Raw genomic sequence first — 14,178 nt, 5'->3', positions numbered from 1 at the left:
GACGCTGAACGGGCTCTGCTGGTACAGAGGGTCGTGCGTTGCTACTGTCACCGACTCGACCCATCGACTGATCTGGCTTGAGAACCGGCCTCTTTGGAGCACCGCATGCGCTATCCCAGCAACCTCCTGCCTCTGCCCTCCTCGTCACTGTTTTCGCTTCGTACACTCAGCCTGCTCGTGCGGCCCTGGCGGCGATGGGCGCTGTGCCTGAGCATTGTCGTGCCGTGCATGGCCGGTGCAGAGTCAAGGCCCGAGAACATGGTGTATCTGCGTACGATTGATCCGGGCATTGAGCAAGACATTCGCTATGCCAGCGCTCACAACTTCACCGGGCACCCGCTCGACGGTTACGACGCTGGGGAGTGCCTGTTAACGCTGGAGGCTGCCAAAGCCCTCGCTCGGGTACAAACGGCATTGCGTGCGCAAGGCTACGGTTTGAAGGTGTTCGACTGTTATCGGCCCAGCCGAGCCGTTGCCGATATGGGGCGTTTCGCGACGCAGCCGGGCGACCCACGCAAGGCTGAGTTTTATCCGCGCGTGGACAAGCAGGACTTCTGGCGCCTGGGTTACGTGGCCCGGGTGTCGAACCACTCCAAAGGCGCAACCGTGGACCTGACACTGACCGGTCCGGATGCCCTGCCCGCCGAGATCTGGACGCCTTCAGCCGGGCAAGTCGATTGCACGGCCCCCTATGGCCAGCGTTGGCGCGACGGCGCACTCGACATGGGCACCGGTTTCGATTGCTTCGATGAGCGAGCCCATACCGACAACCCGATGATTAGCGCTGCCGCCAGGGAGAATCGCCAGAAGCTCAGCAGGGCCATGGAAAAAGAAGGATTTACCGGGTACTCGAAGGAATGGTGGCACTTCACATACAGCGGGGAAGGTTCGCCGAAGAACGTCATGGACTTCTCCATCACGCCGCTAGACGCAAGCGACGTTCTCGACACCACCAATCAGCTGATTGTGGTCACCACAAAAAACTGGACTGACATCCAGGGCACGGCCCAGCGCTATGAACGGCAGGGAAACACCTTTCGAAAATACGAATCGCCGTTTCCGGTGGTGGTCGGCAAGAGCGGGCTGGCGTGGGGCAAGGGTCTGAGCAGCGTTGAGCAACGCGAAGGTCCGGTCAAACATGAAGGTGATGGAAAAGCGCCAGCCGGGGTATTCAAACTGGGGACGGCGTTTGGCTACGACAGTACGGCCAACACCAAGCTGCCTTACCTTGCGCTGACCTCGACCATCGAATGCGTGGATGACAGCCACTCCGCGCGCTATAACGAGCTTGTCGATGGCGCGACTGTTTCGAAAGACTGGAACAGCTCCGAACGTATGCGTCGCGATGACGACATGTATCGAAAAGGCATTTTCATAGAGCACAATACGCCGGCGTCCCCCGCCTCGGGCTCGTGCATTTTCTTCCACATCTGGCGTGGTCCTACTTCACCGACGCTGGGTTGCACCGCCATGGATCAAGCGGATATTTCTCGTCTGTTCAATTGGCTGGATCCTCGCCAGTCCCCTCTGCTGATTCAGATGCCCGAGGCGCAATACGAGCACTTTCGCGAAAGCTGGAACCTCCCCGAACGTTGATAGCGCTGACTCAGTTGATACAGGTTTGTTACGTTGCCGCTTGGGATGTCACTTCTGCATCGTCCGGCGGGTCAATAAAGTAATGCCCTCAGTGTGTTTGCAGGGACGCGAGCGCTTGCCGGCCCTGTTGCCCACTGATCCCCCCATCACGGAAGAGGTGACACCATGAGTTTCGTAACGGTTGAAAAGAACCAGAGCAGTGCCCCGTCGGAAGCCGACCTGAAAAAAGCCATGAATGAGTCCGGCGGCCACCCGGGCGTGGTGACCGGAAACAACGCCAGCCGAACCCTGACCTATGCCGGCCCGGTCAATCACACCGTGTATGAGAACAAGCTGATCCAGATCGCCAATGGCAAACGAACCAGCTGGAACTTCGTCTGGGCCGACGCCCGAGTGGGTAGCCCGGCTCACTGAAGCCACACAGCGGGGCGATCGAACGGTCGCCCCGCTGTTTGAATCGCACGTCCCCCTCCCGCTCCATTGATACAACGCCGTTACGTAGATTGTTACCTTCCTGACCGATACCGTGCCTCTCCGACTGTAACGCCAAGACACTTTGCCGCCCTCCACCTCCTGCCTACAGTGAAGCCGTCAATGTGCTTACAGGGTTGTGACACATCACCGGCACCGCCCGCCTCCGCCGGTGGAGGCATGGAAGACGTGTCACGGGTGCTGCCTGATCCCTTGTCGATTCGATGCCCGCGGCCCATTGATTGCCCAACACACCACCAAGGAAGAGGGAAACCATGAGCAAATCAATCGCTGTCAGCCAACAAACCCAGAAACTTCACGATGACGTGCAAGAAGCCGTCAAGTCGATACTGGGCGCCACCAAGGCACTGAGCCCTGCTGACTACGGCAAGGTGTTGAGGTCGACCCTGGCAGCTACGCAAAAAACGGTCACGATCGAGATCGCTGCTGGCGATCTGACCCAGCTCAAGAGGTCCGGGTTTATGTGGAGTAGAAAATCAACGAGAATTTAAGTGACGGCCCCGCTTCAAGCCTTAGCTACTCTCCCTATCTGCTAGTAATGCATTTCTTAATCTTCGGCACGACTACGACTTACCAGGATTGCGCTGGCAATAACGCTGAAAAGATGGTCAGCACGGGCCGTAAGTGAAGGTTGATCATTGAGCCATGCAAGTGCACCAACCAACGCAAAAAGATCGGCACCGTCTACGTCACGACGCGCCATTCCCTGAGCTTGAGCGCGGGCCAGGAGACGTGTGCCTGATGCTTTCATTGTGACGCACGAGGCATGCAGTGCGGATTTTGGCTCCTCAATAGCCGCGACCATTGACGCAATGACGCCACGCAAGCTGTGTGCGAGCGCTACAATCTCCCGTAGCCACGACACAAGCGCATCATCCGCTGGATCCGAGGTTTCAAGCTCGCATGCGCGGGCTGAGAGAGCATCGAAGCTGCTGCGCAGCAATGCTTCAAACAAGGCTTCACGCGTTGGGAAGTGCCGATACAAAGTGCCCAAGCCAACGTCGGCTCTGCGGGCGACATCGCGTAGCGATGCTTCAGCGCCTTGCTCGGTAAAGACGTCGCGGGCGACTGCAAGGAGGTGGTCGTAATTCTTCTGGGCGTCAGCTCTCATGGGATCATTCTTGACAAGCGGATCAGTGCTCCATATATTCGGAGCGTTGTTCCGCTAAACATAACCCATTTGTCGGGAGGGAGAAAGCAATGACGATCAATACGATGAAAGCGATTCGACAGCACGAGTTCGGTGGCCCTGAAGTGCTCCGCTACGAGGACGCGCCAGTACCCGAGCTAAAGCCAGGTGAAGTGCTCGTTCGCGTGCATGCGGTGGGCATCAACCCTCCCGACTGGTACCTGCGGGACGGATACAAGATGCTACCTCCTGAGTGGCAGCCGCAGGTGCCATTCCCAGTCATCCTGGGGACAGATATATCTGGCGTGATCGAGGCGGTCGCCGATGACGTCAAGGACTTCGCCGTCGGTGACGAAGTGTATTCAATGGTTCGTTTTCCCAGCTTCGGGCCAAGCCAGGCCTATGCCGAGTACGTCAGCGTGCCGGCGTCGGAAGTTGCGCTCAAGCCGACCAACATCGATCACGTGCATGCCGCTGCTGCTCCAATGTCGCTGCTCACCGCGTGGCAATTTATGATCGAGCTGGGGCATAACGAACCTAACCCGCTTCAAGCAAACAGGCATGAACCGGTGCCGCTCAAAGGCAAGACCGTCCTCGTGAACGGAGCAGCAGGTGGCGTTGGGCACTTCGTGGTGCAAATAGCCAAATGGAAAGGTGCGCGGGTGATCGCGGTGGCGTCTGGCGAGCACGAGACGTTTTTGCGTGACCTCGGTGCCGATGAATTCATCGACTACACCAAGACAGCTCCCGAGGATGTCGTACATGACGTCGATCTCGTCATCGACTCAGTGGGCGGCCCGACAACGGGCCGTTTCCTGCGTACGCTCAAGCGCGGTGGCGCCTTGTTCCCAGTGTTCCCTTTGGGCTTCTCTGGTGCCGAGGAGGCCGAGAAGCTGGGCGTTACGGTCTCGGCAACGCAAGTGCGCTCGAATGGTGCGCAGCTTGCGGAACTCGCTCGCTTACTTGATGCCGGGACGGTGCGCGTCATGATCGACAGTACCTACCCGCTTGCCGATGCGCGCCAGGCACACGAGCGAGCGGCGCGTGGGCATATCCGGGGCAAGATCGCGCTTACGGTTCGGTGAGGTAGAGCCGCTCGCAGGGCTTGCGGAGTTATGCCCATGAGTTCCGCCTCGGTAGCCAGCGGGTCATGGGCGTCACGAGCGAGGTCTGCCCGGACTCGTGATTGTTCATAGAGGGCCAGCTCGGCCCTATTGCGGCGGCTCTGCCTCCACTTCAGCACAAATCACACAACGGTAAATGGGAGACAACCTCGTGACCACGATCAAAGACGCCATTGACGACCTGTTCAATAACCCGCAGCTAACCGCGCAAGAAGCAATCAATCGGCACTTCGGCCCTTCGTTTCGCCAGCGTTCCAATGGAAGCTGGGATGACCGTCCGGCGTTCGTCGCACGGATCGTCCAGCTTCGTGAAGTTGTCGAGCAAGTCACAGTCACTGTTCTTGATGAGCTTATCGATGCCGAATGCTATGCAGAGCGCCATATCATCGATTTGATCAAGCGAGACGGAGAGCGGATTATCCAAGAGGTGTACGTTTTTGCGCAGTTTGATGCGGACGGACGCTTTGCCCGGATCGAGGAGACAACCTTGGTACTCGAAAAATGAACGTGTCGAGCGACCTGTTTTTTGGATTCTCGCGCCCAGCTCTAAGCAAATAGCGGGCTGGTCAAATCTTATGGCTTTTTTTCACTCCGATTTCTCTGGGCGTGCTGCCATCTAAAGTCGGCACGTTATCCAGCTTACGAATAAGGCCGTCCAGCTTCTCCAAATCACCTTCCACAATTGCCCGCTCATCCGCCGTCAGCGGCACCGCCTCCAAGTAGCGTCCAATGGACGTTTTACTTTCCAACGCCTGGGCACGCGCGCTGGCTTTCGGCAGGTTGAAATCACAACCGGCACAGGCCATGCGATGCGGGCAACTGCTCCAAAATGGGTTCGAGCAGTACGAGTCACCCAAGTCATAAAATGCGTAAGGCTCTTGCGATTGTCGAGTAATTACATCGTGGTCGATGAGTACTGAAACCATATGGGACATCCGGTCTGCTTTGACGAAGGACGCTGCCAGCTTAGTAGGACGGATCTTTATGTAATGCAGCGTCGAGCTTGGCGAGCTATGCCCTGACCATTGCATCAGCTCAATCAACGACATGCCTTGTGGAACGCTGGCCAACGCAGTTACCGCTGAGGCTCGCCCTCGGTGGCTTGTGATACGCCCGCGACTGTCATCTGCCGGAATACCCGCTTTTGCGCACAATATTGGGATAATGGTGCTGTTAATGACACCTGTTCCCATACGCTTACCCCGAAACTGAAACAGATAGCTGACTTTCGCCCCTGTCCGTTCATCAAGGAGTGGTGCCTGATTCAGTGGCCTTTCCTGAAGCCAGGCTAATCGATTAGAAACCCCAGTGTGCGTCACAAGATCAATCAGTGGTTTACGAGTCGAGGCGACCACCCTGCATGGCGAAGGGCGTGAAGATGCACCATCAGTACAGGCGCAATGTCTGGGCTGTAGCACACGACGCGGCTGCGTCGGCCCTTGGTCGTTTCAGCCCGCACCGACATCAGACGATGGGCAACATCCAAGTCCTCGACTCTCAGGGCCACCAGTTCGGCACGACGGAGTGCGCCACAGTACGCCAACGAGAGCATGAGTCGATCACGAATAGACGACTTGGCCGCTATCCCTAGAAAGTACCTCCACTACTCATCCGTGGGGATGTCGGGCAGCTTGATGAGGCGAGGTACTAGCCCCCTAACGAACTCTGAATGTGCCGGCACTTGGAAGAGACGAGCATGCTGCCCGCGAGGCACTGGATTCTGGTCACAGACGCCCTGAAAGACCAAGTGATCGTACCAAAGGCGGATCGCGGTGAGGCGCTGGTGCAAGGTTGAATTCGCAACCGCCTGATCGTGCCCAGGTAAAAGTCGCCGGATGTAAAGCGTGACCTGCTCAAACGAGGCTGACTCAGGCTCAAAACCAGAAGCCTCGCAGTGGCACAGGTAATGTGCCAAACCACGACCATAGGCATCCAGGGTGGCAGGCGCACGCCCCAGGTTACCGAGCAGTTGCAGCCATTCTTGAACACTGGGATAGCGGTTCAGCGCCCGCTCATACGATGCGGTAGAGGTCATGGGCGATACCCCAGAACGTCGACAGAATCAGGCTAGCTCAAAAAGCATTCCACCTAACTTACTACAAGCTGTGCTTTGCCAAGAAGGTGGGTATCGAAGACTACAACGTGGTCTGGCAGTCCTATGACAAGTACCTGAGCAACAATGAATTCAGCTGGACACCTCAGTACCAGCTGTTCGCCTCCAACGTGTTCAAGGAAAACGTGCAAGTCAAAGTCTCGACCAACATCGTCAACATCGGATTGGGACAAACGTCGATACTCGACGACTCCGGCCTGCTGGGCCCGGCGGTGACGGGTGGCCCGGCCACCTCTTTCACCTTTGTGAACAAATACGCGCCCATCCACCCGGGGGTCAACCAGTTGTCCACCGGTATCGATGGCAATCAGGTCAGCACGCCCATCTACGTGGCCGTCAACGAGGTGGTCACCGGCAATACCGTGTTGACCCCTGTCGAGACCATTCTCGTGTGGTTCGAACAGAACGTGCAGACCAGCACCATGTTCAGCACCTCGCGCTCCAAGGCCATCGAGATCGACCTGACCTTCGCTAATGATGAAGCTCGTCTCTACGAAGGCGGTGAATGGAAAACCATATAAACGCCACACCCAGGGGCAACCTCGCGTTGCCCCTGTTCCTCAGGCATCGTCGCTGCCACCCTTGGCGAAATATCCGGTCAACGACCGGCAGATGGACTCGGCCAGGTCTTCCTGAGTGGCGATGCCGTAGGGTCGATTGCGATCAAACTGCGCTGACCAACGGATTCGCCCCTGAGCGACATCAATCAAGCGTACCGAGGTCCGGACACGGGCCGGTTCTACCCGCACGCTGCCTTCCAGCGAATAGCTGCCGCGCCTGGCCCGCCCCAGGTCTGGTGCTTTTACGCTGCTTCGTGGCACCTTCATCAGCACATGGTTCGCAGGCGTTTGCGTCTGCTCGAACGACTCGAACAGCCTGCAGCTCAACTCTTCGCACAAGCCCTGGGTAAAGTCGTCGCCGTCGCGGGTGATGCAGGTAAACGGCTGAAGTTGCAGGACAGGATGGCGCGTACCGGTCGCCCTAGGTCTTTGCCGCTCGTACGTCAGTCGATAACAACCGGCCGGCACGCTCAGGTGTACCGGATCCTGTTGGCCAAACGTGGCGTAATGACTGGCGAGCTTGCGCCGCAACCGGCCTATCTGCACCCGCACCACGGGATCATCGCCTGTGCTGTAGATCGCCGGATCACGGCGGAACACCGCGATGCCGATGGCGTGTTCGGTAAGAGGTATATCGGGGAACTGGAGGTCGTGCTCGACCAGGAAGCGCAGCAGGCTGCCCATCCGCCTGGATTTGGCGAACAACGGACTGGCCAGCAGCAGCGCCAGCACCCGCTCCACCTCTTCCCGACCGAGCCGTTCGGGAGCAATGTCCGCACTCGAATTGCCAACGCAATTGATCACAATCGCCCGCCTCCGTGCAGGTTGAGCGCCGCCAGATCGAAGCTTAGCAGCTGCCACCGGGGGTGAAGATATTCTCCTGGCTGGCCATGGCCGACGAACACCCGGGCAAATTCGTATACCATATCTGCAACTCATTCCGAACGATCACGACCGTGGCCCTGACAAAACTCAACGCTCCCGACCTTGGCAATTCGCCTTCGACGTCGGAAATCATCACCCGTCATCTGCGTGACGCCATCGTCGCCGGGCATTTCGCCGAGGACGAGCCGATTCGCCAGGACGACATCGCCCGCCAGTTCAACGTCAGCAAGATTCCAGTGCGCGAAGCCCTCAAGCGCCTGGAGGCCGAAGGTCTGGTGATGTTCCAACGCAATCGCGGGGCGATGGTCACGCGAGTGTCCGATGCAGAACTGGCGCAGATGTTCGAAGTGCGCATGTTGCTCGAAGACAAGGTGCTGCGCCTGGCCATTCCCAACATGACCGAAGACACCTTCGCCCGCGCCGAACGCATCTGCCAGGAGTTCATCGGTGAAGATGACGTCGGACGCTGGGCCGAGCTCAACTGGGAACTGCACGCTTGCCTCTACGAACCGGCGCAACGACCGTTTCTGGTCGGCCTGATCCGCTCGGTCAACGACAAGCTTGAGCGCTACCTGCGCATGCAGATGAGCCTGTCGGCCGGCAAGGAGCGCGCCGATCACGAACACCGGCAAATCCTTGCGGCCTGTCGCGCCGGTGACGTGGACCTGGCGGTGAAGTTGCTCGACGAGCACATTGCCGGGGTCTGCAAGACCCTGTTCGAGCACCTGCCTCACAACCACTGACCCCTCGCCGTACTGTGCCGATTTCGTCATCGGCACTGGATAAAACCATCAAGCCGGCAAGCCCCGCACAGGCCACTCTTTCGTTCACTCATCTGAACGGACGTGGCCCTCCCATGAAACGCATCACCGTGATCGACTCCCACACCGGCGGCGAACCGACCCGCCTGGTGACCGCCGGTTTTCCTGACCTGGGCAGTGGCAGCATGGCCGAACGTCGACAGCTGCTGGCCGAACAGCATGACCATTGGCGCGCTGCCTGCGTGCTCGAACCACGGGGCAGTGACGTGCTGGTCGGCGCCCTGCTCTGTGAGCCGGTGGACCCGAGCGCCTGTGCCGGCGTGATTTTCTTCAACAACAGCGGTTACCTCGGCATGTGCGGCCACGGCACCATCGGCCTGGTGGCCTCGCTGGCGCATCTGGGCAAGATCGGCCCCGGGGTGCACAGCATCGAAACCCCGGTGGGCACGGTGCAGGCGACGCTGCACGAAGACCATTCGGTCAGCGTGCGCAACGTGCCGGCCTACCGCTACCGCAAAGCGCTGGCGCTGCAGGTGCCGGGTGTCGGCCAGGTGGTCGGCGATATTGCCTGGGGCGGTAACTGGTTTTTCCTGATTGCCGAGCACGGCCTGCGCGTTGCTGGCGATAACCTCGATACGCTGACCGCCTACACCTTCGCCGTGCAGCAAGCGCTGGAGGCGCAGGGTATTCGCGGCGAAGACGGCGGCTTGATCGACCATGTCGAGCTGTTCGCCGATGACGAGCAGGCCGACAGCCGCAACTTCGTCCTCTGCCCCGGCAAGGCCTACGACCGCTCGCCCTGCGGCACCGGCACCAGTGCCAAACTGGCGTGCCTGGCGGCCGACGACAAATTGCAGCCGGGACAGATTTGGCGTCAGGCCAGTGTCATCGGCAGCGAGTTCGAAGGCTCCTACGAACTTCAGGGCGAGCGCATCGTGCCGACCATTCGCGGCCGCGCCTTTATCAGCGCCGAAGCCAGCCTGATCATCGAACAGGACGATCCGTTCGCCTGGGGCATTCGCCCGTGAACGAGGGCCAAGCAGCCGATGTGATCGTGATCGGCGCCGGCATCATCGGCGCCGCGTGTGCCCAGGCGCTGGCGGGTCGCGGCTTGCGCGTGCTGGTGCTGGACGCCGGCCTGCCCGGCGCCACGGCGGCGGGCATGGGCCACTTGCTGGTCCTCGACGACAACCCGGCCGAACTGGCCCTCAGTCAACATTCCCTGCAACGCTGGCGCGAACTGGCGCCGGCCCTGCCCGACGGCTGCGCCTACCGTTGCAATGGCACCCTCTGGCTGGCCGCCAATGCCGAAGAAATGGCCGTCGCCCACAGTAAATACCTGAACTTGCAGGCCCAAGGCGTGGCTTGCGAATTGATCTCCAGCAGTGCCCTGCGCCAGCGCGAACCGGAACTGCGCGAAGGCCTGGAAGGCGGTCTGCTGATCAATGGCGACGGCATTCTCTATGCGCCGGCGATGGCCAATTGGATGCTCGACACCCCGAACATCAACCAACGCCGGGCACGGGTCAGCGAAGTCGATGGCAACCGTGTGCGACTCGACGACGGCCACTGGCTAAGCGCCGAAGCGGTGATTCTGGCCAACGGCGTCCAGGCCAACGAGCTCTGCCCGGAGTTGCCGATCGAGCCGAAGAAAGGCCACTTGCTGATCACCGACCGCTACCCCGGCAAGGTCACCCACACCCTGGTGGAACTCGGTTACGTCACCAGCGCCCACAACGCCACTGGCCCCTCGACGGCGTGCAATATTCAGCCCCGGCCAACCGGGCAATTGTTCATCGGCGCCTCGCGGCAGTTCGGCACCACCGACCCGCAAGTCGAGGGCTGGATGCTGGCGAAAATGCTCAGACGTGCCACCGACTACATGCCGGGTCTGGCTCAGCTCAACGGCATCCGCGCCTGGACCGGTTTTCGCGCTGCCAGCCCCGACGGCTTGCCGCTGGTGGGTCAGCACCCGCAACGCAAAGGCTTATGGCTGGCGGTCGGTCACGAGGGCCTCGGCGTGACGACCGCCCCCGGCACCGCCGACCTGCTGGTCGCGCAGCTGTTCGACGAAACGCCGCCACTGGCCGCGCTACCGTATCTGCCGCAACGTTTTCTCGGAGAGCCCGTTTATGCCTGAATTGATGCTAGACGGACGTGCCCTGCAGGTTGCCGAGGGCACCAGCGTCGCCGCTGCACTGGCGCTGAGCGGCGACGGCTGCACGCGCACATCGGTCAGTGGCCAACGTCGCGCCCCGCTGTGCGGCATGGGCATTTGCCAGGAATGCCGGGTGACCATCGACGGCCGACGGCGCCTTGCCTGCCAGACGCTGTGCCGTGACGGCATGCACGTGGAGACTCAAGCATGAGCGAATACGCCGACCTGCTGATCATCGGTGCCGGTCCCGCCGGCATGGCCGCCGCGCTCGCTGCGGCGCCAAGCGGTGCGCGCATCGTCCTGCTCGATGACAACCCGCTGCCGGGCGGGCAAATCTGGCGTGACGGGCCTCAGGCCAACCTGCCGAACCCGGCGCGTCAGATGCGCGAGCGAGTAGAGGCGTGCAGCAACATCCACCGCCACTCCGGTACTCGGGTGATCGCCTGTTCCGGGCCGAAACAACTGCTGGTTGAAGACGCTGATCGTGGCTGGCTGATCGGCTACGACAAACTGATTCTGTGTACCGGTGCCCGCGAGTTGCTGCTGCCCTTCCCCGGCTGGACGCTGCCCGGCGTGACTGGCGCGGGTGGCCTCCAGGCATTGATCAAAGGCGGCCTGCCGGTGCAGGACGAACGCATTGTGATTGCCGGCAGCGGACCGTTACTGCTCGCCAGCGCCGCCACTGCGAAACACAACGGCGCTCGCGTACTGCGTATCGCCGAGCAGGCCTGCGCGGCCGCCGTCGCCGGTTTCGCCGCGCAACTGCCACGCTGGCCCAACAAGCTGATGCAGTCGGTCACGTTGTTCGACCGCCATTACCGCACCGGGACTTATGTACTGGCCGCCCTGGGCAATGAGCGGCTGGAAGCTGTGCGCCTGCAACAGCAAGGAAACATCGTCGAACTGGAATGTGATCGCCTGGCCTGTGGCTTCGGTCTGATCCCCAATACCCAACTCGGCCAGGCCCTCGGCTGCGAACTTGAAGATCAAGCAATCGCCGTCGATGCCTGGCAAACCACTCGCCGCGCCGATCACTACGCGGCGGGTGAATGCACCGGTTTCGGTGGCAGTGAACTGGCGTTGGTCGAAGGCGCGATCGCCGGTCGCGCCGCCGTCGGTGACCTTGATTCGGCCCGAGCATTGTGGCCGCGTCGTGCGCGCTGGCAGGGTTTCGCCAACGCCCTCAACAAAGCATTCACCCTCGATCCGCAACTCAAGTCGCTGTCACAACCCGACACCCTGGTGTGCCGTTGCGAAGACGTGCCTTACGGGCTGCTTGCCCGGCACACTGACTGGCGCGAGGCCAAACTGGCCAGCCGCTGCGGTATGGGCGCCTGCCAGGGCCGGGTGTGTGGCGGCGCGTTGCAGCACCTGTTCGGTTGGCAATCTTCGGCACCACGGCCACCGTTCAGTCCGGCACGGATCGAGACCTTGCTGTGCCTGGACGACACCCCACCGGCCTGAATGCCGGCCCGGGGCTTTCGGGTCCGTCGCCGAGTCTTTATGATCCCGGGCATTGCCTCCAGACGCCCAGCGCCATGTATGCCTCGCTCACTACCTTCAAACCCTGCGACCTGCCCACTCTGCTGAGCAGCCTGCAGCCGATCGCGGCGTTGCTCGACACCCTGTCGGATGTGGTGTTTTTCATCAAGGACAGCGAGGCCCGCTACGCCTTTGTCAACCAGACCCTGGCCCGGCGCTGCGGTTTCAAACACAGTGACGAGCTGCTCGGGCGCACCGCCGACATGGTCTTTCCCGAGCGCTTCGGCCCGCTGTACACCGAGCAGGATCGGCGGGTGCTGTCCACCGGCCGCGAACTGGCCGACCAACTCGAACTGCACCTGTATTACGGTAACCAGCCGGTCTGGTGCCTGACCCACAAACTCGCGCTGCGCGACCTGCAAGGTCAGATCGTCGGCCTGGCCGGCATCTCCCGCGACCTGCAAACGCCACAGTCCAGTCATCCTGCGTTCCAGAAACTCGCGGCGGTGGACGCGCATATCCGCAGCCATTTCGCCCGCCCTATCAGCCTTGCCGAACTGACCGCGATCGCCGGGTTTTCCGTGGCGCAACTGGAGCGCCATTGCAAACGGGTGTTCCAGCTCACCCCACGGCAGATGATTCACAAGGCGCGCCTGGAAGAAGGCTCCCGACTGTTGCTGCACACTGACCTGCCCATCACCGAGATCGCCCTGCGCTGCGGTTACACCGACCACAGCGCGTTCAGCCGGCAGTTCCGCGCCTTGACCAGTCTGGCGCCGAGTCAGTATCGCGAAAGCCGTCGCTGAACCCGGGCGAGTGTTCCTTTAAGGGGCGCCCGGCGTTCCCACTGCTCCCTTCTGTAACACCGCCTGATACGGCCCGCCGAGGCGTTCTTCTCCTACGCCCCGCTCCCACAATCTTGTAAGACCTTTAGCTCAAGGCTTGGCGAATAATTCTCGCCTCAGTTCGGAAACAGGCACGCTCATTGCTAATCACATATCGTATACGAAATTCACAATACGATATCCAACAGCACTTTCCGACAACGAGGCCTCTATGAAAAACCCCGCATTTGCCGTAGCCCTCAGCGCTGTTCTCAGTACTTCCTTTATCGCCACCGCCCAAGCCGACAAGCTCGACGACATTATTGGTTCGGGCAAGCTGCGCTGCGCCGTGACCCTGGACTTCCCGCCCATGGGTTTTCGCGATGAAGGTAACAACCCGGCCGGTTTCGACGTGGACTATTGCCGCGACCTGGCGAAAATCCTCGGGGTCGACGCCGAAGTGGTTGAAACGCCCTTCCCCGATCGAATTCCGGCACTGGTCTCCGGGCGTGCGGACGTGATCGTAGCGTCCACCTCCGACACCCTTGAACGGGCCAAGACCGTCGGCCTCACCGTGCCGTACTTCGCCTTCCAGATGGTGGTGCTGACCCGCGACAACACCGGCATCAACAGCTTCGCCGATATCAAAGGCAAAGCCCTGGGCAACACCAGCGGCACCTATGAAGCCATCGCCCTGGAAAAAGACGTGAAGAACTGGGGCACCGGCACCTTCCGCGCCTATCAGTCGCAGAACGACACGCTGCTGGCAGTCGCCCAGGGCCACATCGACGCCACCGTGGTCACCAACACCGTGGCCGCCGCCACGATCAAGTCGGGCAAATACAAGAACCTGAAAATCGCCGGTAACGCGCCGTACACCATCGACTACGTGTCCCTGGGCGCCAAGCGCAACGAGTATGGCCTGCTCAACTACCTCAACCTGTTCGTCAACCAGCAGGTGCGCAGCGGCCGCTACAACGAGCTGTTCACCAAATGGGTCGGTACCGAGATTTCACCCACCGACCTGACCGTGCCCAAGGTCTATTACTGAGGT

17 protein-coding genes and 1 pseudogene are annotated in these 14,178 nt (G+C 60.6%); 13 read left to right on the top strand and 5 right to left on the bottom strand.

Annotated elements, in window-relative coordinates; translation table 11 throughout:
• Positions 1 to 105: 105 nt before the first annotated feature.
• From ACYZTW_RS13075 to ACYZTW_RS13065, 3 genes are all read left to right on the top strand, one after another.
• Complete coding sequence (locus ACYZTW_RS13075) at positions 106 to 1,596, top strand: M15 family metallopeptidase (RefSeq protein WP_462005203.1); 1,491 nt, start codon at positions 106 to 108, stop codon at positions 1,594 to 1,596.
• A gap of 165 nt (positions 1,597 to 1,761) precedes the next feature.
• Entirely contained in the window at positions 1,762 to 2,010 is a 249-nt protein-coding gene (locus ACYZTW_RS13070) for a hypothetical protein (protein ID WP_462005202.1), read from the top strand.
• 332 nt (positions 2,011 to 2,342) lie between these two features.
• Positions 2,343 to 2,579, top strand: coding sequence for a hypothetical protein (locus ACYZTW_RS13065; RefSeq protein ID WP_462005201.1), 237 nt, complete (start codon positions 2,343 to 2,345; stop codon positions 2,577 to 2,579).
• Between the two features lie 56 nt (positions 2,580 to 2,635).
• Here ACYZTW_RS13065 and ACYZTW_RS13060 read toward each other — a convergent pair whose 3' ends face one another.
• A complete protein-coding gene (locus ACYZTW_RS13060) occupies positions 2,636 to 3,199 on the bottom strand; it encodes a TetR/AcrR family transcriptional regulator (RefSeq protein WP_462005200.1) in 564 nt (187 codons plus the stop codon).
• Between the two features lie 89 nt (positions 3,200 to 3,288).
• On the opposite strand from ACYZTW_RS13060, the gene ACYZTW_RS13055 reads away from it, so the two are divergent.
• Positions 3,289 to 4,302 (top strand): NADP-dependent oxidoreductase, encoded by a 1,014-nt coding sequence (locus tag ACYZTW_RS13055; protein ID WP_462005199.1) that lies wholly within the window; start codon positions 3,289 to 3,291, stop codon positions 4,300 to 4,302.
• 190 nt (positions 4,303 to 4,492) lie between these two features.
• Positions 4,493 to 4,846 (top strand): hypothetical protein, encoded by a 354-nt coding sequence (locus tag ACYZTW_RS13050; protein WP_462005198.1) that lies wholly within the window; start codon positions 4,493 to 4,495, stop codon positions 4,844 to 4,846.
• A 61-nt stretch (positions 4,847 to 4,907) separates the two neighbouring features.
• Here ACYZTW_RS13050 and ACYZTW_RS13045 read toward each other — a convergent pair whose 3' ends face one another.
• From ACYZTW_RS13045 to ACYZTW_RS13035, 3 genes are all read right to left on the bottom strand, one after another.
• Positions 4,908 to 5,384, bottom strand: a complete 477-nt coding sequence (locus ACYZTW_RS13045; RefSeq protein WP_462005197.1) for a hypothetical protein — start codon at positions 5,382 to 5,384, stop codon at positions 4,908 to 4,910.
• A gap of 284 nt (positions 5,385 to 5,668) precedes the next feature.
• A complete protein-coding gene (locus tag ACYZTW_RS13040) occupies positions 5,669 to 5,893 on the bottom strand; it encodes a tyrosine-type recombinase/integrase (protein WP_462005196.1) in 225 nt (74 codons plus the stop codon).
• Between the two features lie 51 nt (positions 5,894 to 5,944).
• On the bottom strand, positions 5,945 to 6,376 hold the full coding sequence (locus tag ACYZTW_RS13035) for a hypothetical protein (RefSeq protein WP_462005195.1): 432 nt from the start codon (positions 6,374 to 6,376) through the stop codon (positions 5,945 to 5,947).
• A gap of 62 nt (positions 6,377 to 6,438) precedes the next feature.
• Here ACYZTW_RS13035 and ACYZTW_RS13030 point away from each other — a divergent pair.
• Positions 6,439 to 6,975, top strand: a pseudogene (locus ACYZTW_RS13030) (hypothetical protein); the annotation flags it as partial.
• Positions 6,976 to 7,014: 39 nt separating this feature from the next.
• On the opposite strand, the gene ACYZTW_RS13025 reads toward ACYZTW_RS13030, so the two are convergent.
• Entirely contained in the window at positions 7,015 to 7,821 is an 807-nt protein-coding gene (locus tag ACYZTW_RS13025) for a hypothetical protein (RefSeq protein WP_462005750.1), read from the bottom strand.
• Between the two features lie 149 nt (positions 7,822 to 7,970).
• Here ACYZTW_RS13025 and ACYZTW_RS13020 point away from each other — a divergent pair, with 149 nt between their 5' ends.
• The 7 genes from ACYZTW_RS13020 to ACYZTW_RS12990 all read left to right on the top strand — a co-directional run bounded on the left by ACYZTW_RS13020 (position 7,971) and on the right by ACYZTW_RS12990 (position 14,175).
• Complete coding sequence (locus ACYZTW_RS13020) at positions 7,971 to 8,642, top strand: GntR family transcriptional regulator (RefSeq protein ID WP_462005194.1); 672 nt, start codon at positions 7,971 to 7,973, stop codon at positions 8,640 to 8,642.
• 113 nt (positions 8,643 to 8,755) lie between these two features.
• The gene (locus ACYZTW_RS13015) at positions 8,756 to 9,688 is read left to right on the top strand and encodes a 4-hydroxyproline epimerase (RefSeq protein WP_462005193.1); all 933 of its coding nucleotides are present in this window, start codon (positions 8,756 to 8,758) and stop codon (positions 9,686 to 9,688) included.
• Entirely contained in the window at positions 9,685 to 10,800 is a 1,116-nt protein-coding gene (locus ACYZTW_RS13010) for an NAD(P)/FAD-dependent oxidoreductase (RefSeq protein ID WP_462005192.1), read from the top strand. Before ACYZTW_RS13015 ends, ACYZTW_RS13010 begins: the two co-directional genes overlap by 4 nt.
• Positions 10,793 to 11,029, top strand: a complete 237-nt coding sequence (locus ACYZTW_RS13005) for a (2Fe-2S)-binding protein (RefSeq protein ID WP_134097506.1) — start codon at positions 10,793 to 10,795, stop codon at positions 11,027 to 11,029. The genes ACYZTW_RS13010 and ACYZTW_RS13005 overlap by 8 nt, the downstream gene beginning before the upstream one ends.
• Entirely contained in the window at positions 11,026 to 12,282 is a 1,257-nt protein-coding gene (locus tag ACYZTW_RS13000) for an FAD-dependent oxidoreductase (protein WP_462005191.1), read from the top strand. The genes ACYZTW_RS13005 and ACYZTW_RS13000 overlap by 4 nt, the downstream gene beginning before the upstream one ends.
• A 74-nt stretch (positions 12,283 to 12,356) precedes the next feature.
• Entirely contained in the window at positions 12,357 to 13,106 is a 750-nt protein-coding gene (locus ACYZTW_RS12995) for an AraC family transcriptional regulator (RefSeq protein WP_008157205.1), read from the top strand.
• A gap of 250 nt (positions 13,107 to 13,356) precedes the next feature.
• Complete coding sequence (locus ACYZTW_RS12990; protein WP_008157204.1) at positions 13,357 to 14,175, top strand: ABC transporter substrate-binding protein; 819 nt, start codon at positions 13,357 to 13,359, stop codon at positions 14,173 to 14,175.
• The last annotated feature ends 3 nt before the right edge of the window (positions 14,176 to 14,178 follow it).

Source organism: Pseudomonas sp. LB3P25 (assembly GCF_054897985.1).
The sequence above is the reverse complement of the archived record's forward strand: the minus strand, read 5'-3'. Positions and strand labels throughout refer to the sequence as shown.